The organism is Empedobacter sp. UBA7611 (assembly GCF_002484365.1).
Taxonomy (GTDB): domain Bacteria; phylum Bacteroidota; class Bacteroidia; order Flavobacteriales; family Weeksellaceae; genus Empedobacter; species Empedobacter falsenii_B.
On record NZ_DLJR01000077.1, the window covers coordinates 27339 to 47322 of the forward strand.

14 protein-coding genes and 1 pseudogene are annotated in these 19984 nt (G+C 33.5%); 9 read left to right on the forward strand and 6 right to left on the reverse strand.

The window, feature by feature from the left end; all coding sequences use genetic code 11:
• Positions 1-45: 45 nt before the first annotated feature.
• The 5 genes from ilvD (at position 46) to ilvA (ending at position 7065) form a co-directional block, all read left to right on the forward strand.
• Positions 46-1737, forward strand: coding sequence for a dihydroxy-acid dehydratase (ilvD, locus tag B3R94_RS13070; RefSeq protein WP_291101337.1), 1692 nt, complete (start codon positions 46-48; stop codon positions 1735-1737).
• Positions 1670-3430 carry a biosynthetic-type acetolactate synthase large subunit gene (ilvB, locus tag B3R94_RS13075; protein ID WP_291101340.1) on the forward strand — a complete coding sequence of 587 codons (1761 nt, stop codon included), beginning with the start codon at positions 1670-1672 and terminating at the stop codon, positions 3428-3430. Before ilvD ends, ilvB begins: the two co-directional genes overlap by 68 nt.
• A 6-nt stretch (positions 3431-3436) precedes the next feature.
• Positions 3437-4030, forward strand: a complete 594-nt coding sequence (ilvN, locus tag B3R94_RS13080) for an acetolactate synthase small subunit (protein WP_260509569.1) — start codon at positions 3437-3439, stop codon at positions 4028-4030.
• A gap of 42 nt (positions 4031-4072) precedes the next feature.
• The gene (gene ilvC, locus B3R94_RS13085) at positions 4073-5554 is read left to right on the forward strand and encodes a ketol-acid reductoisomerase (RefSeq protein ID WP_291101343.1); all 1482 of its coding nucleotides are present in this window, start codon (positions 4073-4075) and stop codon (positions 5552-5554) included.
• A 227-nt stretch (positions 5555-5781) separates the two neighbouring features.
• A complete protein-coding gene (ilvA, locus tag B3R94_RS13090; protein WP_291101346.1) occupies positions 5782-7065 on the forward strand; it encodes a threonine ammonia-lyase IlvA in 1284 nt (427 codons plus the stop codon).
• Between the two features lie 73 nt (positions 7066-7138).
• Here the strand turns inward: ilvA and thrC are convergent, their stop codons facing one another.
• From thrC to B3R94_RS13115, 5 genes are all read right to left on the reverse strand, one after another.
• A complete protein-coding gene (thrC, locus tag B3R94_RS13095) occupies positions 7139-8446 on the reverse strand; it encodes a threonine synthase (protein WP_125348892.1) in 1308 nt (435 codons plus the stop codon).
• 2 nt (positions 8447-8448) lie between these two features.
• Positions 8449-9432, reverse strand: coding sequence for a homoserine kinase (locus B3R94_RS13100; RefSeq protein ID WP_125348891.1), 984 nt, complete (start codon positions 9430-9432; stop codon positions 8449-8451).
• A gap of 3 nt (positions 9433-9435) precedes the next feature.
• Complete coding sequence (gene thrA / locus B3R94_RS13105) at positions 9436-11889, reverse strand: bifunctional aspartate kinase/homoserine dehydrogenase I (protein ID WP_291101349.1); 2454 nt, start codon at positions 11887-11889, stop codon at positions 9436-9438.
• 216 nt (positions 11890-12105) lie between these two features.
• The gene (locus tag B3R94_RS13110; RefSeq protein WP_291101352.1) at positions 12106-12534 is read right to left on the reverse strand and encodes a hypothetical protein; all 429 of its coding nucleotides are present in this window, start codon (positions 12532-12534) and stop codon (positions 12106-12108) included.
• Positions 12535-12687: 153 nt separating this feature from the next.
• Positions 12688-13479 (reverse strand): DUF2797 domain-containing protein, encoded by a 792-nt coding sequence (locus B3R94_RS13115; RefSeq protein WP_291101355.1) that lies wholly within the window; start codon positions 13477-13479, stop codon positions 12688-12690.
• A 52-nt stretch (positions 13480-13531) separates the two neighbouring features.
• Between B3R94_RS13115 and B3R94_RS13120 the strand changes: the two genes are divergently transcribed.
• From B3R94_RS13120 to B3R94_RS13135, 4 genes and pseudogenes are all read left to right on the forward strand, one after another.
• Positions 13532-15043, forward strand: a complete 1512-nt coding sequence (locus B3R94_RS13120; protein WP_291101358.1) for a GH3 auxin-responsive promoter family protein — start codon at positions 13532-13534, stop codon at positions 15041-15043.
• Positions 15044-15144: 101 nt separating this feature from the next.
• A pseudogene (locus tag B3R94_RS13125) lies at positions 15145-17644 on the forward strand (phosphoenolpyruvate carboxylase).
• 30 nt (positions 17645-17674) lie between these two features.
• Complete coding sequence (ruvC, locus tag B3R94_RS13130) at positions 17675-18223, forward strand: crossover junction endodeoxyribonuclease RuvC (protein ID WP_291101361.1); 549 nt, start codon at positions 17675-17677, stop codon at positions 18221-18223.
• A gap of 54 nt (positions 18224-18277) precedes the next feature.
• A complete protein-coding gene (locus B3R94_RS13135) occupies positions 18278-19336 on the forward strand; it encodes a glutaminyl-peptide cyclotransferase (RefSeq protein WP_291101364.1) in 1059 nt (352 codons plus the stop codon).
• Positions 19337-19440: 104 nt separating this feature from the next.
• On the opposite strand, the gene B3R94_RS13140 is transcribed toward B3R94_RS13135, so the two are convergent.
• Positions 19441-19938: a hemerythrin domain-containing protein gene (locus B3R94_RS13140; protein WP_291101366.1), complete on the reverse strand. Its 498-nt coding sequence runs from the start codon at positions 19936-19938 to the stop codon at positions 19441-19443.
• Positions 19939-19984 lie beyond the last annotated feature (46 nt).

Here is a 19984-nt window from a genome sequence, read left to right on the forward strand (position 1 = left end):
GCTTTTTTTTATGTTTTTAATACAAACAATGTCAAATAAATAGTGATGAAAAACAACAACAAAGCACTAAACAAACATAGTCGAACCGTTACGCAAGATGACACTTTACCCGCGTCACAAGCGATGTTACATGGGATTGGCTTAACAAACGAAGACCTTAAAAAACCATTAATCGGAATTGCAAGCATGGGGTACGATGGAAATACTTGCAATATGCACCTAAATCAATTTGCACAGTTGGTACAAGATGGAATGAAAGCCGAAAACCTAATCGGATTGAAGTTCAACACTATCGGAATTAGCGATGGAATTACCAACGGAACTTCAGGAATGCGCTACTCTTTAGTAAGTAGAGAAATCATTGCAGATTCTATCGAAACTGTTTGTGCAGGACACTTTTACGATGGCGTAATTACTATTCCTGGTTGTGATAAAAACATGCCAGGATCGATTATGGCAATGGGACGTTTAAACCGTCCTTCGATCATGATTTATGGTGGAACAATTGCTCCGGGACATTACAAAGAAGAGGAATTAAACATTGTTTCTGCTTTCGAAGCATTAGGAAAAAAATTAAACGGAAATCTTGATGACAAAGATTTTTGTGGAATCATTCAGAATGCTTGTCCTGGTCCAGGTGCTTGTGGCGGAATGTATACAGCAAACACAATGGCAGCGGCGATTGAAGCAATGGGAATGAGTTTACCTTATTCTTCGTCTTACCCTGCTCTTAGTCAAGAAAAGAAAAACGAATGTACAACTGCGGCACATTATCTAAGAATTTTATTAGAAAAAGATATTAAACCAAGTGATATCATCACGAAGAATTCTTTAGAAAATGCTATCAAAGCGATTGTTGTTTTAGGCGGAAGTACAAATGCTGTTTTGCACTTATTAGCAATTGCTGCCACAATGAATATCAAATTATCATTAGACGATATACAAGCAATCAACGATAAAACACCAGTAATAGCGGACTTAAAACCTAGCGGAAAATACTTGATGGAACATTTGAGTAAAGTTGGTGGAGTTCCTGCTGTTTTAAAATATATGTTACAAGAAGGCTTAATTGATGGAAGCTGTTTAACGGTTACTGGAAAAACATTAGCAGAGAATTTAGTATCAGTTCCTGATTTAGATTTCTCTAAACAAAATATTATTCGTCCATTATCTAATCCCGTAAAAGAAACTGGACACTTACAAATGCTTTACGGAAACCTTGCTCCAGGCGGATCGGTATCAAAAATATCTGGAAAAGAAGGTTTCTATTTCAAAGGAAAAGCACAAGTTTTTAATAGTGAAGTTGAAGTTTTAAAAGCAATTGAAGATTTAAAAATCAAAGCTGGAAGCGTTATCGTCATTCGAAACGAAGGTCCAAAAGGAGGTCCTGGAATGCCAGAAATGTTGAAACCAACCTCTGCCATCATCGGCGCTGGATTGGGAGATAAAGTCGCTTTAATTACTGATGGACGATTTAGTGGCGGAACGCACGGATTTGTCGTCGGTCACATCACACCAGAAGCTTTTGAAGGAGGTCCAATCGCATTAGTCGAAAATGATGACCTCATCGAAATTGACATCAACAAGAATGAATTGAATCTTTTGGTTGATGAAAAAACATTAGAAAATCGAAAAAATAACTGGAAACAACCCGCATTAAAAGTAAAAAATGGAGTCTTATACAAATACGCAAAGCAAGTCGGAAACGCTTCAGAAGGATGTCTTACTGACCAATAAACCAACTCAAATTTCAGGTTCACAAGCGATTATTAACGCTTTATTGTCCGAAGGAGTTACAACAGTCTTTGGCTATCCTGGTGGCGCAATTATGCCTATATATGATGCTTTGTATGATTACAAAGATAAATTAGAACACATTTTAGTTCGTCATGAACAAGGAGGCATTCACGCTGCGCAAGGTTATGCAAGAACTTCAGGAAAAGTAGGTGTAGCTTTTGCCACGAGTGGTCCAGGCGCAACGAATTTAGTCACTGGAATTGCAGATGCCATGATTGATAGCAATCCTATTGTATGTATCACAGGGCAAGTTTTCGCTTCTCTTTTAGGAACGGATGCTTTTCAAGAAACTGACGTTATCAATATTACTAATCCTATCACGAAATGGAATTATCAAATTACTGATGCAGAAGAAATAAATGATGTTCTAGCAAAAGCATTTCATATTGCTCGCTCTGGAAGACCAGGACCTGTCTTAATTGACATTACAAAAAATGCTCAAATACAACTTATCGAAAAGAAAAAGTATGAGAAATGCACGCATGTTCGCAGTTATAGACCAGAACCAGAGATAAGAACTGAATATATAAAAGCTGCTGCTAAACTTATTAATCAAGCAAAAAAACCATTTGCGATTATTGGTCAAGGAATATTACTTGGAAAAGCTGAACAAGAATTAAACGATTTCTTAGAAAAATCTGGAATTCCTGTAGCAACAACTTTGATGGGATTAAGTTCTTTAGATACTGATCATCCACAATATGTAGGTTTATTAGGTATGCATGGTAATTATGCACCTAATGTTAAAACAAATGATTGCGATGTATTAATTGCCATAGGAATGAGGTTTGATGATCGCGTAACTGGACGCTTAGACAAATATGCAAAACAAGCCAAAGTGATTCATCTTGATATTGACCCAGCAGAGATTGGTAAAAATGTAAAAGTTGCTGTCCCTGTTTGGGGAGATTGTAAAAAAACACTTCTGTTATTAACAAATTTGATTCATCCTAATGATCATTCTCAATGGTTAAAAGAATTTAGAGATCTCGAAAAAGAAGAACGTACAGAAGTTATTAATAAAGAATTCCATCCAACAACTGATGTGATATCTATGGCTGAGGTTATCAATACCTTAAATGAATTAACTAAAGGAGAAGCCGTTATTGTGACAGACGTAGGACAACATCAGATGTCGGCTTGTCGTTACGCGAAATTCAAAGATTCTAAGCTTTTGGTTACATCAGGAGGATTAGGAACAATGGGATTTGGTTTACCTGCTGCAATTGGAGCGTGGTATGGAGCACCTGAAAAAGACATTGTCATGGTTTGTGGAGATGGTGGTTTCCAGATGACGTTACAAGAAATGGGAACGATTATGCAATTTGGAGCAAAAGTAAAGATGTTAATCCTAAACAATAGCTTCCTTGGAATGGTTCGTCAATGGCAAGAATTATTCAACGACAAACGCTATTCATTCGTAGATATTACAAGTCCAGATTTTGTTGCGCTTGCAAAAGCTTATCAAATAGAAGGTCAAAAAATAGAAGCAAGAAACGACTTGAAAAATGCATTAAAAGAAATGTTAGAACATGATGGTTCTTACCTTTTAGAAGTAGTTGTAGGAAAAGAAAACAATGTATTTCCTATGGTAGAGCAAGGTACAAGTGTTTCTGAAATTAGATTAAAATAAATGATTATGGACTCAAAACGAGAATATACAATTACGCTATATACAGAAAATTCCATAGGAATTTTGGGAAGAGTTGCAGGAATTTTTACTCGACGAAAAATTAATATTGAAAGTTTAAGCACTTCTCCATCAGAAATAGAAAATGTACACCGATTTACAATTGTTATTGAAGAATCTGAAGAAGTTGTTCGAAAACTTTGCATGCAAATCGAGAAACAAATCGATGTTCTTAAAGCTTATTTCAATAATAATGATGAATTAATTTGGCAAGAACAAGCTTTATACAAAGTGCCAACGAATATTATTGCAGAAAAGGCATATGTAGAACGTTTACTGCGTCAATATGGTGCAAATACAGTCGTTATCCGCAATGATTATACAGTTTTTGAAACAGCTGGTCATCGTGAAGAAATTGATAATCTGACACAAGAATTGACGAAATATGGCTTAATAGAATTTGTTCGAGGAGCAAGAATAGCAATTATCAAAGCAAGTGCCGGTTTTCATGAAAAATTATTACAATTCGAGAAAGACGAGCCATCAAAAGAAGTAATCGAAAATGAATTCCTAAACGAAGGAAACTCAGTTTTCACAATGTAAAGACAAACAATTCATCAAATAATTTTATTAAAAAACACAAAAATGACTAATTACTTTAATTCTCTATCATTAAGAGATCAATTATATCAACTAGGACAAGCAGAATTTCTAAATAACTCTGAATTCACAAAAGGTACAGAAGCTTTAAAAGGCAAAAAAATTGTAATTGTAGGTTGCGGTGCTCAAGGTTTAAACCAAGGATTAAACTTACGCGATAGTGGTTTAGACGTTTCGTATGCCTTACGCAAAGAAGCAATTGAAAATCAAAGAGATTCTTGGAAAAATGCAACAAGTCATAATTTTACAGTAGGAACTCTCGAAGAATTAATCCCAAATGCTGATGTTGTTGCGAATTTAACGCCAGACAAACAACACACGCAAGTAGTTAATACTATTCAACCTCTTATAAAAGAAGGCGCTACACTTTTATATTCTCATGGATTTAATATCGTAGAAGAAGGTGTGCAAATTCGTAAAGATATTACGGTAATCATGGTTGCTCCAAAATGTCCTGGTTCAGAAGTTCGTGCAGAATATTTAAGAGGATTTGGAGTTCCAACATTAATTGCCGTTCACCCAGAAAATGATCCCGAAGGAAAAGGACTTGACCAAGCAAAAGCATATTGTGCAGGAACTGGTGGTCATAGAGCGGGAGTTTTAAAATCGTCATTTGTTGCGGAAGTAAAATCTGATTTAATGGGAGAACAAACCATTTTGTGCGGTCTTTTACAAACAGGTTCTATTCTTTCTTTTGATAAAATGGTTGAAAACGGAATTGACCCAAGTTACGCTTCAAAATTGGTTCAATATGGTGTGGAAGTAATTACAGAAGCCTTAAAACATGGTGGAGTTAGCGGTATGATGGATAGATTAAGCAATCCTGCCAAAGTGAAAGCTTTTGAATTATCAGAAGAATTAAAAGACATTATGCTTCCATTATTCCAAAAACATCAAGATGATATTATTTCAGGAGAATTCAGTAAAACAATGATGGAAGATTGGGCGAATGATGATAAAAACTTATTAAAATGGAGAGCTGAAACTGGTGAAACTGCTTTTGAAAAAACACCAGCAGGCGATGCAAATATTACTGAACAAGAATATTTTGACAATTATACCTTAATGGTTGCTTTTGTTCGTGCTGGAGTTGAATTAGCTTTCGAAACTATGGTGGAAGCAGGCATTAAACCTGAATCTGCTTACTACGAATCATTACATGAAACACCATTGATAGCGAATACAATTGCTCGTAAAAAATTATTCGAAATGAATCGTGTGATTTCTGATACAGCAGAATACGGTTGTTATCTTTTCGATCAAGCTTGTAAACCTTTGTTAAAAGATTTTATGACAAAAGTAAACGTAAACGTTGTCGGTAAAAATTACAATGAAGGAAAAGACAATGCTGTTGACAATGCGACATTGGTACATATAAATGATGTTTTACGTAGTCATCCTGTCGAAACTGTAGGAAAAAAACTTCGTAAAGCAATGACTGCTATGAAAACGATAAAAACGGCGTAGTCAAATATTAAAATAAACATCTTATGCATTTTGAATTAAAATTCGTCAATTCGAGTGATTTTTAGTTCAGTACAAACTGAATAAAAATTGTATCGAGAATAGAATTTTGACTTCTAAAACCATGTTCTCGATACAAAATTCTTACAGAATTCCACTCGAACTGACGGTTTTATTGCTAAAATTATCAAAATGCATAATGAGTTAAAACAACTAAGAAAGAGTGAATTATGGCAAATGGACTTAGAAATGAAAAAACTGAGACCTTAGGCGTTTCGCTTGACGAAGTAAACTTAGCACAAATGAATTTGAAAGGAGTTGCCAAAAATACTCCTTTCGATTTCAATGAAAATTTAAGTCGTCAATTTGAAGCGAATGTCTATCTAAAACGAGAAGATTTACAAGTCGTCCGTTCATACAAATTACGTGGTGCTTATAATAAAATCGTTCAGTTATCAGAACAAGAAAAAAATAATGGTGTAATCTGCGCAAGTGCAGGAAATCACGCACAAGGTGTGGCGTATTCGTGTCAACAATTAAATATCAAAGGTAAAATTGTGATGCCAACGACGACACCTCAACAAAAAATAAAACAAGTAAAATGGTTTGGGAAAGATCAAATCGAAATCATTTTACATGGTGATACATTTGATGATGCATCGGCTTTTGCACATCAATTATCCCAAGAAGGAAATATTACATTTATTCATCCTTTTGATGACGAAAAAGTAATCGCAGGACAAGGAACTGTTGCTTTAGAAATTTTGAATCAATGCAATCAACCAATCGATTATATTTTCGTGCCAATTGGCGGTGGAGGTTTAGCATCTGGCGTTATTTCTGTGATGAAAACACTTAGTCCAAACACCAAAATTATTGGCGTAGAACCGAGTGGCGCAGCAAGTATGGCAGAAGCTATCAAACAAAAACAATCTGTTGCATTAGCGAAGATTGACCCTTTTGTAGATGGCGCAGCTGTAAAAAAAGCAGGTGAAAAAACCTACAAAATCTGTGCAGAAGGTTTAGAAACAACTTGTGCTGTTCCAGAAGGAAAAGTTTGTTCGAGCATTTTGCGTTTGTACAATGAAGACGCAATTGTTGTAGAACCAGCAGGCGCTTTGAGTGTTTCGGCTTTAGATTTTTTCAAGGAAGAAATCAAAGGAAAAAATGTGGTTTGCGTGCTTAGTGGAAGCAACAACGACATTACGCGAATGGAAGAAATAAAAGAAAGAAGTTTGCAATATGAAGGTTTGAAACATTATTTCATTATCAATTTTCCTCAACGTGCCGGTGCTTTAAAAGAATTAGTGAACGAAGTTTTGGGTGAAAATGATGACATTACCTATTTTCAATACACACAAAAAAATAACAAAGAAACAGGTCCAGCAGTAGTTGGCATTGAACTAGACAAAAAAGAGGATTTAGATGGTTTAATTTTTAGGTTAGAAAATCATCATTTCGAATATCAATATCTTAACACAGACAACACACTTTTTTCGTTAATGATTGGATAATTTTTCCATCATTAATATACTATTCAAAAAAAGCAAAGCTTCTATTTAGTTAGAAACTTTGCTTTTTAATTTATTAATTATTCAACAACCAATTTTTCAACTCATCAAAATTATTGCTCATTTCAACTTTATTCGATTGTTTCGATTTCAATTCTTCTACTTCTTTTGGATAGACAATTTTATCTTGTATTTCTTTCGGAAAAACTTCAGGAAATTTACACGGATGCGCTGTCGATAAAAACACCACTAACTCTTTTTCATCTTGCTTTTTCGCTTGGTATTCCTTCGCCGCCAACCAGGCAATTGACGTATGAGGACAAGCAATATAATTGTATTCTTGATTAATTTCTACGATTGCATTTATTGTTTCTACATCAGAATAAGCTTTTGAAACCATTTTTGATTTTAATTGCTCCACATCTTGCTCAAAAAATTCCATCACGCGAACCCAATTACTCGGATTTCCAACATCCATTGCATTCGATAACGTTTGTACAGAAGGTTTTGGTTGATAATTTTCGGTTTTTAAAAATGAAGGAACTGTATCATTCGCATTCGTAGCCGCAACAAATTGTTCCACTTCCAATCCTAATTTTGAAGCTAAAATACCTGCCGTAATATTCCCAAAATTTCCACTCGGAACAACAAAAGAAACTTTCTCAAAACCTTTTCTTTTTGCTTGGGCAAATGCCTCGAAATAATAGAAAGATTGCGGAATTAAGCGAGCAATATTAATTGAATTTGCTGAGGTTAAGTTTAGATTTTTCATTAAATCTTTGTCTAAAAAAGCTCGCTTGACCAATGCTTGACAATCATCAAAAGTTCCGTCGATTTCTATGGCACGAATATTTTTTCCATTCGCCGTTAATTGCAATTCTTGTATCAGCGACACTTTTCCTTTTGGATACAAAATCGTTACTCTCGTTCCTTCTACTCCCAGAAAGCCAAGTGCTACAGCGCCTCCTGTATCGCCAGAAGTTGCGACCAAAACATCTAACAATTGATTATCTTTTTTTGAATAATGTGCCATCACGCGACTCATAAATCTTGCTCCAAAATCTTTAAAAGCAAAAGAAGGTCCGTGAAATAATTCCAAAATAGCTAAATCATCTTCTAAAAACACCAAAGGCGCAGGAAAATTAATTACATCATCAATTAAATTATTAATCGTTTCTTCAGAAAAATCATCTTTTAATAAGTGATTTGTCACCTTTTTCGCAATCTCTTGAAATGAATAATTTTCAATAGAATTCAACCAATTTTCATCTAATTTTTCCAACGACAAAGGCATATACAATCCTTTATCTTCTGGCAAAGATTGGAAAACCGCTTGTTTAAAATCGACTCTGTTATTATGATTATTTGTACTATATAATTTCATTTTTAGTGTTTTATGTAAGGTCCTTGTTGATTAATTTTAGAGACAAATGATAAATGTTCAATTTCTTTTATCGTCAAAAAATTATTTAATTTTTGTTCGATATTTTCTGCATCCAATTTACTTTTAGATAACGCCATAACTGTTGGTCCAGAACCAGAAATACCGAATGTTAATGCATTATTTTCGAGCGAAATACTTTTCATTTCATTAAAATACGGAATCAATAAAGAACGATTTGGTTCGACAATATCATCCTGCATCGAACGACCAATTTCTTCGTAATCATTCTCATAAAGCGCCGCAACCAAACTTGCAATATTCCCCCATTGTTTTATTGCTTTACTCAATTGCACTTTATCTTTAATTAATTTGCGCGCATCCTTTGTTGGCACTTCTACTTTTGAGTAAATCAGTGTGACATATAAATTTTCAGGAACAGGTAAAGAACGCACCAAAATCGACTCATAAGAAGGAATCAACGTAATTCCACCAAACAACGATGGCGCAACATTATCCGCATGAGCAGCACCACAAGCCAATCGTTCGCCTTCCATACAATAAGGTAAAAGCTCATTTTTAGAAAGTGGTTTTCCTAATAATTCATTCAATGCAAAAAGTCCAGCAACTGTACTCGCCGCGCTTGAACCTAAACCACTTCCAATTGGCATTTTTTTGTGTAATTCTATCGATAATCCAAAAGAATCTTGTAGACCTAAATCACAAAATAATTTCCATGCCGAATGAGAAACTGTATTTTTCATCGCATCCAAAGGCAATTTCCCCTCGTCACCTGTAATTGTCAGAATTTCGATTCCTAACTTTTCTGTCTTTTTCATGATTACCTCATCACCTGGATAATCCACCGCAAAGCCCAAAATATCATATCCACAGATCATATTGGCAACTGTTGCAGGAGCAAAAACATGTACTTTTTCTAAAAACTTCGCTTGATCAAGCTTATATTTATTTTCGATTATTTGATTCATCTTTTATCGTATTGAACTTATATTAACTAAATCTGCAAAAACGCCAGCTGCCGTAACTTCTGCACCAGCTCCAGGTCCTTTCACAACCAAAGGACGTTCCTTGTAACGCGCTGTTGTAAACGAAATAATATTATCGCTTCCAGACAAAGCATAAAACGGATGTTGATTATCAACCAATTCTAACGAAATTGATATTTTTCCATCTTCTAAAATCCCGATGTAACGAATCACTTTCTGCTCCTCATCTGCTTGATGTTTTATCTTTTCGAAATAATCATTTTCGTTGACTAATTCTTGATAAAAATCTTCTACAGTTGCAGCTTCTAAACAAGATTTAGGCAAAATAGAATCGATTTTTACATCTCCCGCTTCAATTTCGTAACCATTGTCACGAGCAAGAATCAACATTTTTCGCATAAAATCTATTCCACTCAAATCATCGCGAGGATCTGGTTCTGTATAACCTAATTCTTGCGCTTTCTTTACAATTTCGGCAAATGTATTTTCACCTTTAAAATGATTAAATATATACGAAATTGTTCCTGATAAAATTGCTTCAATTTTTAAGATTTGATCTCCACTCATTCTTAAATCTTTCAACACGCTAATAATTGGTAAACCTGCTCCAACATTCGTTTCATAAAGGAAATCAATGCCATATTTTCGAGCAGTTTCTTTCAATTTTTTATACTCTTGATAAGAAGATGAATTCGCAATTTTATTACATGTTACAACCGATATGCTGCTTTCGAAAATTTGTTTGTAATAATTTGGCAAATCAGAACTCGCAGTATTATCAACAAAAACACAATTTGGTAAATTATACTGTTTCATTTTTTGAATAAATTCATTCAAATCAGCTGATGAAGAAGAATTTTCTAATTCATTTTTCCAATTCGATAAATTGATTCCGTTTTCATCAAACAGCATTTTTTTAGAATTTGATAATCCAACCAATTTTATCTCGATATCATTATTTTTTGCTAAAAAATCTTTCTGTTTTTCTAATTGATTTAAAAATGTCGAACCAATATTTCCTACTCCAACATTGAAAACATGAATTGTTTTTTTCAAATGATTAAAAAACGCATCATGCACGGCATTTAAAGCTTTTGACAAATCATTTTCGTTAATCACAACCGAAATATTATACTCCGAAGAACCTTGCGCAATCGCTCTGACATTGATTCCATTTCGTCCTAATGCATAAAATAACTTGCCCGAAACACCAACTGTCTTTTTCATGTTTTCTCCAACAATTGCAATAATTCCGAGATTTTCTTCAACTTCAATTGGCTCCAACCATTTTGCCGCAATTTCTAGACAAAACTCTTCTTCAATTAATTGCTTCGCTTTTTCAACTTCGTTATGATGAATCGCAAGCGTGATACTGTGCTCTGACGAAGATTGCGTAATCAACACAATGTTAATATGATGCTGCGCTAAAAGTGAAAAAAGTTTCCCGCTAAAACCTAATTTTCCGACCAAACCGCTTCCTTTTATATTGACTAATGCAATATCTTTAATTGACGAAATTCCTTTGATTGGAAAATCTGTTGGTTGAGAATCAAACTGAATTTTTGTTCCTTCGAAATCTGGCTGAAATGTATTTTTAATTAAAATCGGAATTCGGAGTTTAAAAGCCGGAGCCATTGTAGGTGGATAAATCACTTTTGCACCGAAATACGACAATTCCATCGCTTCTGTATAAGACAAATTTCCTAACGAAAAAGCCTTGTTTACAAAACGAGGATCCGCCGTCATCATTCCATTTACATCTGTCCAAATTTCAATTTGTTCTGCATGTAAAGCCGCACCAATCAAAGCCGCAGTATAATCAGAACCTCCTCTTCCCAAAGTCGTCACTCGCCCTTCTTCATTCGCCGCAATAAAACCAGTTACAACCAATAATATATCCGAATGATCTTTTGCCAATTGTTGAATATTCTGAAACGATTTTTCCTCGAAAACATTCGCTTGACCAAAATTATGATCTGTCACAATATAATCTGATGCATTAATTGCCAATGAATCTCCAACATGTTCTTGCATTACTTTTGCGATTAATAAAGCGCTACATCTTTCGCCAAAACTCAAAATCAAATCTTTTGTTTGCGGACTTAATTCTTTCAAAATTTCTACTCCTTCTAATAATGCTTCCAACTCATTCATCAACAATTTCAATTTTGTTAAAATCGGATTTTGATTTGGCACATCGATTAAAGCTTTTACGATGTCAAAATGTTTTTCTTGAAAAAGTTTTAAATCATTTTCATCAAAACTTCCTGATGAAGCTTCTTCGGACATTTTGGTTAATAAATTGGTCAAACCAGAAATAGCAGACACAACCAAAATAATCGAGTTATTTTGTTGCCTTTCTTGTTTAACAATTTCTACGACCGCGCGGATACTTTCTACCGATCCGACTGATGTTCCTCCGAATTTTAAAACTTTCATAATTTAAATTTTGATCATAAAAAAAGCATCTTCCTTTTGAGAAGATGCTTTTGCATTATTTTTTTAGAATTAAATACATAACAAGACTCCTCTAAGTGTGAACACTAGAAGTCGTCGTAATTGAAATGATTGTATTTAATCCGTTTTGTTTCATTATTGATAACGAATATACAAACTTTTTCAATAAATCATTGCGTATTTATTATTTTTTTATATTTATTTCACCGAATCCTTTTTAACGGCCAAAGAATCTGACTGAGCAACTATAGGTTTTACATCACTTGCATAGCCAACAACAATTCCGTCTAACTTATCAATTTTTCGTACTTTAAACGTTTCTGTTCCTTCAGCTCCTTTAAAAGAAACTTTATAAACTGCTTCGTAAACTGTTTTGTCACCATCTTCAAGAGGCGTCATTTTCTCAAAGTTGTAGACATCAACTGGTCCATATTGTTTAACCACCTCATTCAAATCATCCACATTTACGCCTTCTACTTTGGAAAAAAGTGAATCTGGTTTATCTGCCCTGTATTTGTAAACATCTAAAACGGCTTCTTTCACCTTATAATCTGGCAAATCTGATTTTTTATTACATGCTGTTAAAGCCAAAATACCGCCAACCATAAGTAATGCACTTGCTTTCATAATTCCTATTTTTTTGTGTTAATTGATTATAACTAATGTAAAAATAAATAAGATGAAAAACAAGTATTTTTATTGAAATCAAATAGATAGAAACAAAAAAGTCGATTCTGTTATAGAATCGACTTTTGAATATCTTTTATTGTAAAATGAATTTTACAATTCAAAATTCACATAAAAACCTTCGTGACCTCGAACATTGAAAACTGTATTGTCTTCAAAAATCAAGTATTGACCTTTTATTCCTTTCAAAACACCTTCTATTTCTGGCGTTTTTTTCAGGTTTAATGATTTTACTTTTTCTGGATAAGATAAAACTGGATATTCAAACTTCCAAACTACTGGCTCATCAACCAAAAATTGTTGAAAATCTGGATTCACTTCATTTCTGATTTCGTGATACTTTTCGAACAGATTAATTTCTGGTACATCATTTTTTAACATTCTTTGCCAATTCGTTTTATCAGCAATAACATTTTTCAACGAAACCTCTATCATTCCAGCTTCGTAACGATTATCCGTTCGCGCAATAATAATAGCTTCTGAAGCTCCTTGATCGATCCAACGTGTCGGCACTTGCGTTAAACGCGTTACACCAACTTTTATTCCTGATGAATTTGCCAAATACACAATATGCGGTTGCAATTCGAATTTCGTTTCAAACTCTAAATCACGTTGCACAATTCCCAAATGTGCCGTAGAAAGTTCTGGATTGATGATACTTGGATTAGCTTCTGGAATTGTAAAAAAACAATCTTTACAATATCCCATCTGATAAATCTCTTTGTCCTCGTGACAGTTTAAACATTCGTAGTGATCAAAGTTAATCTTGATTTTTTTTCCTAACAATTGATTCATAACAATAAAATCATTCTTGAAATTCCAATAATAATTGATTGGCGTTCCATTTTCAGTTGTCATTTTACGAATTTGTCCTTCAAACTGCATCTTGCTAAAAAAGTTTAATTAATTTTGTGTAAATCTACAAAACTTTTAGCGGATGGGAATAGTCAATAAGATTATGGAAATTATGATGCGTAGCCGAATGAATATCATCGAGGAAAGTATCAAAAATCCAGTTGGTACGCAACAACGTGTGTTATTTGAGAATATCAAAAAAGCCAAATCGACTATTTACGGAAAAGAATTTCATTTTGACGAAATCAAAACGACACATAAATTTCAAGAGCAAGTCCCTGCAGTGCATTACGAGGATTTTCAACCTTATATTGAATTAGCAAGAAAAGGTGAAAAAGATGTTACTTGGCATGGAAAAATAAAATGGTTTGCGAAATCTTCTGGAACAACAAATGCCAAAAGTAAATTTATTCCGATTAGTAATGAATCCTTAGAAGATTGCCATTACGCAGCAGGAAAAACAATGTTTGCATTGTACTTAAATGCTTATCCCGAAACGGATATTTTTATGCACAAAAACTTAAGAATTGGCGGAAGTAGTGAACTTTATCAAAAATATGATACGCGTTTTGGTGATTTATCAGCTATTCTGATTGATAATTTACCTTTTTATGCAGAAATGAAAAACATTCCAAATCGTGAGATTTCTTTAATGTCTGATTGGAATGTAAAGATGAATGCTATTATTAATGCAACAAAAAATGAAGATGTTGGTTCTTTAACTGGTGTTCCTTCATGGATGTTAGTCGTTTTGAATAAATTATTAGCCGAAACTGGAAAGAATTATTTGGACGAATTATGGCCAAATCTCGAAGTGTTTTTTCATGGTGGAATCAGCTTCAAACCTTATGCAGAAAATTATAATTTAATTACTCAGAAAAAATTAAATTATTTCGAATTATATAATGCTTCCGAAGGTTTTTTTGGAATTCAGGATCAATTAAATAGTAAAGAGTTGTTGTTATTATTAGACAACGGAATCTTTTACGAATTTATTCCAATGGAAGAATTTGGTTCAGAAACTCAACGATTTTTAACAATTGGAGAAGTTGAAGTTGGTAAAAATTACGCCATGGTAATTACAACAAATGGAGGTTTGTGGCGCTATATCATTGGTGATACGGTTCGTTTTACCTCAATTAATCCACACAGAATTGTTGTTTCTGGACGAACAAAACATTATATCAATGCATTTGGAGAAGAATTGATGATAGAAAATGCAGAAGAAGCTTTGAAACGTGCTTGTATGCAAACAAATTCGATCGTTTCTGAATATAGTGCTGGTCCAATTTTTATGCAAGGAAAAGAAAAAGGCGCTCACGAATGGATGATAGAGTTTGATAAAGATCCTGAAAATTTTGAGCAATTTATTGATTGTTTAGATAAAGGTTTGCAAGAAGTTAATTCCGATTACGAAGCAAAACGTTACAATAATATGACACTTAATCGACCGATTGTACACAAAGCACACAAAAAATTATTCATCGAATGGATGGCTTCTCGTGGTAAATTAGGTGGACAAAATAAAGTTCCGAGGCTAGCAAACACACGCGAATTTATAGAACCATTAATTGAACTAAATAATCGATCATAACAAAAAAGAGAATCATATGATTCTCTTTTTTTGGTTTAAAATAAATAGGATAATTACCTCGAAACAAGTAAATTTACTATTAAGAGAAAAAATACCTATTAATGCGAAGTACGAATTTATCTGAACTTAAATTCCACCAAATTGTGGAAAATAAGTTTCAAATTTACAACAGTCTCTTTATGAGTCTGCCCTACGAAAAAATGCAAAACATTGGATCGTTGATTCCGTTTTTGTACGATGAAAGTCAAAAAGGTTTACCAGAAGGTAAATCGCCTAATGAAATCATCAACAATTTTTTTGAGAAATACACCGATTTAAAAACAGAACAAGAACAAATCGATTTGATGTTTCGAATGATACAATACATCGAGCGACAAGTTGTTTTGTTTGATAGTATCGAAGATGCTGCATTTCCGTCATTACATTCCGAAAATGAAAAAGGAAGTTTGGAAAGCATTTACCATATTGCACAAGCGCAAGGTAAAATGGAGCAAGTAAAAACCAGAATCGAAGATTTTGTAACGAGAGTTGTTTTTACAGCGCATCCAACACAATTTTATCCAACAAATGTCCAACAAATTATTCAGGATTTACGCGATGCAATTCAACAAGATTCGGTAAGTAAAATTGATTTATTGTTACAACAATTAGGAAAAACACCTTTTATCAACGAAGAAAAACCGACACCATACGACGAAGCGGTTTCGATTATTTATTATTTACGAAATGTGTATTATCAGACAATTGGACGATTGTATAACGAAATCAATCAATTGTTTTTTACAGAAAGTGAACCTCTAAAATCTCCTGTCATTCAATTAGGTTTTTGGCCTGGAGGTGATCGCGATGGAAATCCTTTCGTTACAGCAGAAATTACGTGGAAAGTAGCAAGTTTGTTACGAACAAGTATCTTAAAAAATTATTACAATCATCTAAAAATTGTTCAAAGACGATTAACCTTCAAACATGTTACAGAGCCTTTAAAAGCGTTGAGTAATTTGATTTACGAAAATATGTTCAATGAAAATGGAACGATTACAATTGATGAAATCAAAACGCGCTTACAAACGATTCGTACAATTTTAATTGAACAACACAATGGTGTTTTCTTAGATATTTTAGATGATTTTATCACACGTGTTGATATTTTCGGGTTACATTTTGCTTCGTTGGATATCCGTCAAGATTCGCGTGTTCATCAAAAAGTAATTAACCAAATTGTTGAAAAATATACTGGAATTAATCTGAAAGATTTAAGCGAAGCAGAACAAATCGAATTGTTAACAAATCCTTCTTTTACAGCTAAACCAGATGATTTTGAAGATGATATTGTGATTGATACGATCAGAAATGTTTATCAATTAAAAACGATTCAACAACGAAATGGTGAATTAGGTGTTAACCGATACATTATTTCAAATTCTGAAACCATTTTCGATGTCTTAAATGTTTATGCTTTATTCAAATTTTGCGGCTATAAAGACGATGAAATTAAGTTTGATATTATGCCACTTTTCGAGACGATTAGAGGTTTNNCAACATTTAGAACGTAGAAAACAGCGTCAATCGATTATGCTAGGCTTTTCGGATGGGACAAAAGATGGCGGTTACATCAAAGCGAATTGGGAAATTTATCGCACCAAAGAAATCCTTTCGAATGTTTCGGATAAAAATCAAATCGAAGTTATTTTCTTTGATGGTCGTGGTGGACCTCCTGCACGTGGCGGTGGAAAAACACACGAATTTTATGCTTCTCAAGGGAAAACAATTGCGAATCACGAAATTCAAATTACGATTCAAGGGCAAACAATTACGTCGAATTATGGAACAATGCCGCAGGCAAAATATAATTTTGAACAATTGTACACGGCTGGTATCATTTCGGATGTTTTCTCTACGAGCACAAGTCAGATTTCGCCTGATGAACGTGTATTGATTGATAAATTGGCCACAATTAGTTATCAGAAATATGAAGATTTGAAAGCGCATCCTTCATTTTTACCTTATTTGGAAAACATGAGTACGCTTAACTATTATGGGAAAACAAATATCGGAAGCCGTCCGAGTAAACGAGGTAGTGACAAAAAATTAGAATTTGATGATTTGCGTGCTATTCCATTTGTGGGCTCTTGGAGTCAATTAAAACAAAATGTTCCGGGATATTTTGGTGTTGGAACGGCTATAAATGAATTAAAAAAACAAGGTCATTTAGATGATGTAAAAGATTTATTCAAAAATTCGAGCTTCTTCAAAACATTGATTCAAAATAGTATGATGTCGATGGAAAAAACTTATTTTCCATTAACTTCTTATATGAAAAATGATCCTGAATATGGTGAATTTTGGAATATTTTACACGATGAATTTGAATTATCAAAAGCATTATGTTTAGAAATTTCGGGTTACACAGAATTGATGCAAGACGAACCATTGAACAAATCTTCGGTACAAATGCGCGAAAAAATTGTTTTACCATTATTAACAATTCAACAATTTGCGTTGAACAAAATTCATCATGAAAGTGAGTTCAAATCAATTTATGAGCAAATTGTGATGCGTTCGTTATTCGGAAATATTAATGCGAGTCGAAATTCGGCTTAATTTTCAGAATATCTTAATACCTTCGCAACGATGGAAAAGATTATTTTAGGGATTGATCCTGGAACAATGGTGATGGGTTTTGGTTTGATTGAAGTCAAAAATAACAAAATAAAGTTGATTACTTTAGACGAATTGTTGTTGCACAAACTTCCGAACCAGCAAACTAAATTGAAAAAGATTTTCGAAAAAACTTTAGCCATTATCGATCAATATCATCCTGATGAATTAGCCATTGAAGCGCAGTTTTTTGGCGTTAATGTTCAGTCTATGTTAAAACTTGGACGTGCTCAAGGCGTTTGTATTGCGGCTTGTCTACATCGCGATATGCCTGTGGTAGAATATGCGCCAAAAAAAATTAAGATGGCGATTACCGGAAACGGAAATGCCTCGAAAGAACAAGTTGCGGGAATGTTACAACATTTACTTGGATTGAAAGAAATTCCGAAGCGTTTGGACGCCACAGATGGTCTTGCCGTTGCGGTTTGTCATTATCTAAATTCGGGTAAAACAACTGAAACGCCAAGTTCTTATTCTAGTTGGGATGCTTTTGTAAAAAATAATCCGAATCGAACAAAATAAAATATATTTGTAGTAGAATTAGCAACCTAATTCATAAAACATAAAACACATCAAATGAAAAAATATTTAATCGCTGCCTCAGTTTGTGCAACAGTTTTCTCTTCAGTATTATTTTCTTGTAAAGATTCTACAGGAAAAAACAATACTGCAATCACTGAAATTGTTTCGAAAATTGAACAAAACAAATACAAAATTGGCGACAAAATCAATATTCCTTTAACTAATTTAGATGGAATTACGAAAGTTGTAGTTTCAGTGGATGGACAAGAAGTTCCTGCTGATTTTACGATTGACGGGAAAACAATTGGATTAGGAAATCATACGGTTAATTTGAAATTCTTCAAAGGAGAAGAAGAAACAAATTCGCGCGATTTTACGTTTGTGGTTTATGCAAATGAGCCGGCTGCGCAATGGAATTATGAAATTGTAGGAACTTATCCACATAATCCAGATTATTTTACGCAAGGTTTTTATTTCAAAAACGGAAATATTTTCGAAGGAACTGGACTTCGCGGAGGAAAAACACGTTTGATTGAATATAAATTGGGGGCAACTGAACCTACAAAATTATATCAAATTAAAGACGATGTTTTTGGAGAAGGAATTACAGAACTGAATGGTTTTATTTATCAATTAACATGGCAAGATCGTGTCATTTATAAATATGATTTGAACTTTAATCAAGTTGAAAAATTTGATATGCCAGCTCAAATTATCGAAGGTTGGGGAATTACTACTATTGGTAAAGAATTAGCTGTAACAGAAGGCTCACAACGTATTCATTTCTTCGACGAGAAATTTAACTACCTTAGAACTGTTCAAGCTTTTGATAGCACGCAACCATATAGTTATTTGAATGAAATTGAGTATCACGATGGTTTAATTTATGCAAATGTTTACCTAAAATCTGGACATGCAGATAACAGTAATATTGTGGTAATTGATCCGCAAACTGGCGCTGTAAAAGCGGAGTTTAATTTCGCTGAATTGAAAGGAAAACAAGGAAATCCACAAGCACAAGAATTGAACGGAATCGCTTTCAAAGACAACGGAAATATGTTATTAACAGGTAAAAACTGGGACAAAATCTTTGAAATTAAGATTAAGAAGTAACTATCTTAATCTATAAAAAACAAAAAGCTCGACCTGCAAAATCGAGCTTTTCTTTTCAAAAATCATCTAAAAAATTATAAGTAAAAATTTTTAGCTATAAAGATCTATAACCAAAATTGATCTTTCCAATCTGTGTTAGTTAAAAGTGAATTAAATTGTTCTTTAATTACTTTTAACTTTTTTTGTGTTGCATTTTTCTCAAATTCAGGAAACATTTGTTTCTCCTCAAATCTGATATGCAAATCCAATTCTTCTTCGATATAAATCAAACTTTTCATCGGATTTTTTGTATCTATCTTAAACAAGCGTCTCAAACGTCTATGTTCTTTCAATGATCTTTTTACCAAGTAATGGTCTTCATCCAAAAGCGAAAACAAGTAATTCTCTTCTATCTCAAATTTTTTGAATAACACTTTTTCCCCATACCAATTTACATAATCAACAATTCGTTGAATATCGACTCCTTTATCTATTCCAGCACGAATATTCCAACAAAAAAATAATGTCTTATGATGTCTTTCGCACGCTTCATTTAGATTTACTGTTACAGTATAACTCATATGAGAAGCAGTTGTTTGAGGAAGTTCTATTAATAGGTTCATTGTTGTAATTTTTTAATTCGGATAATCGGATATTTTTATCTTATTT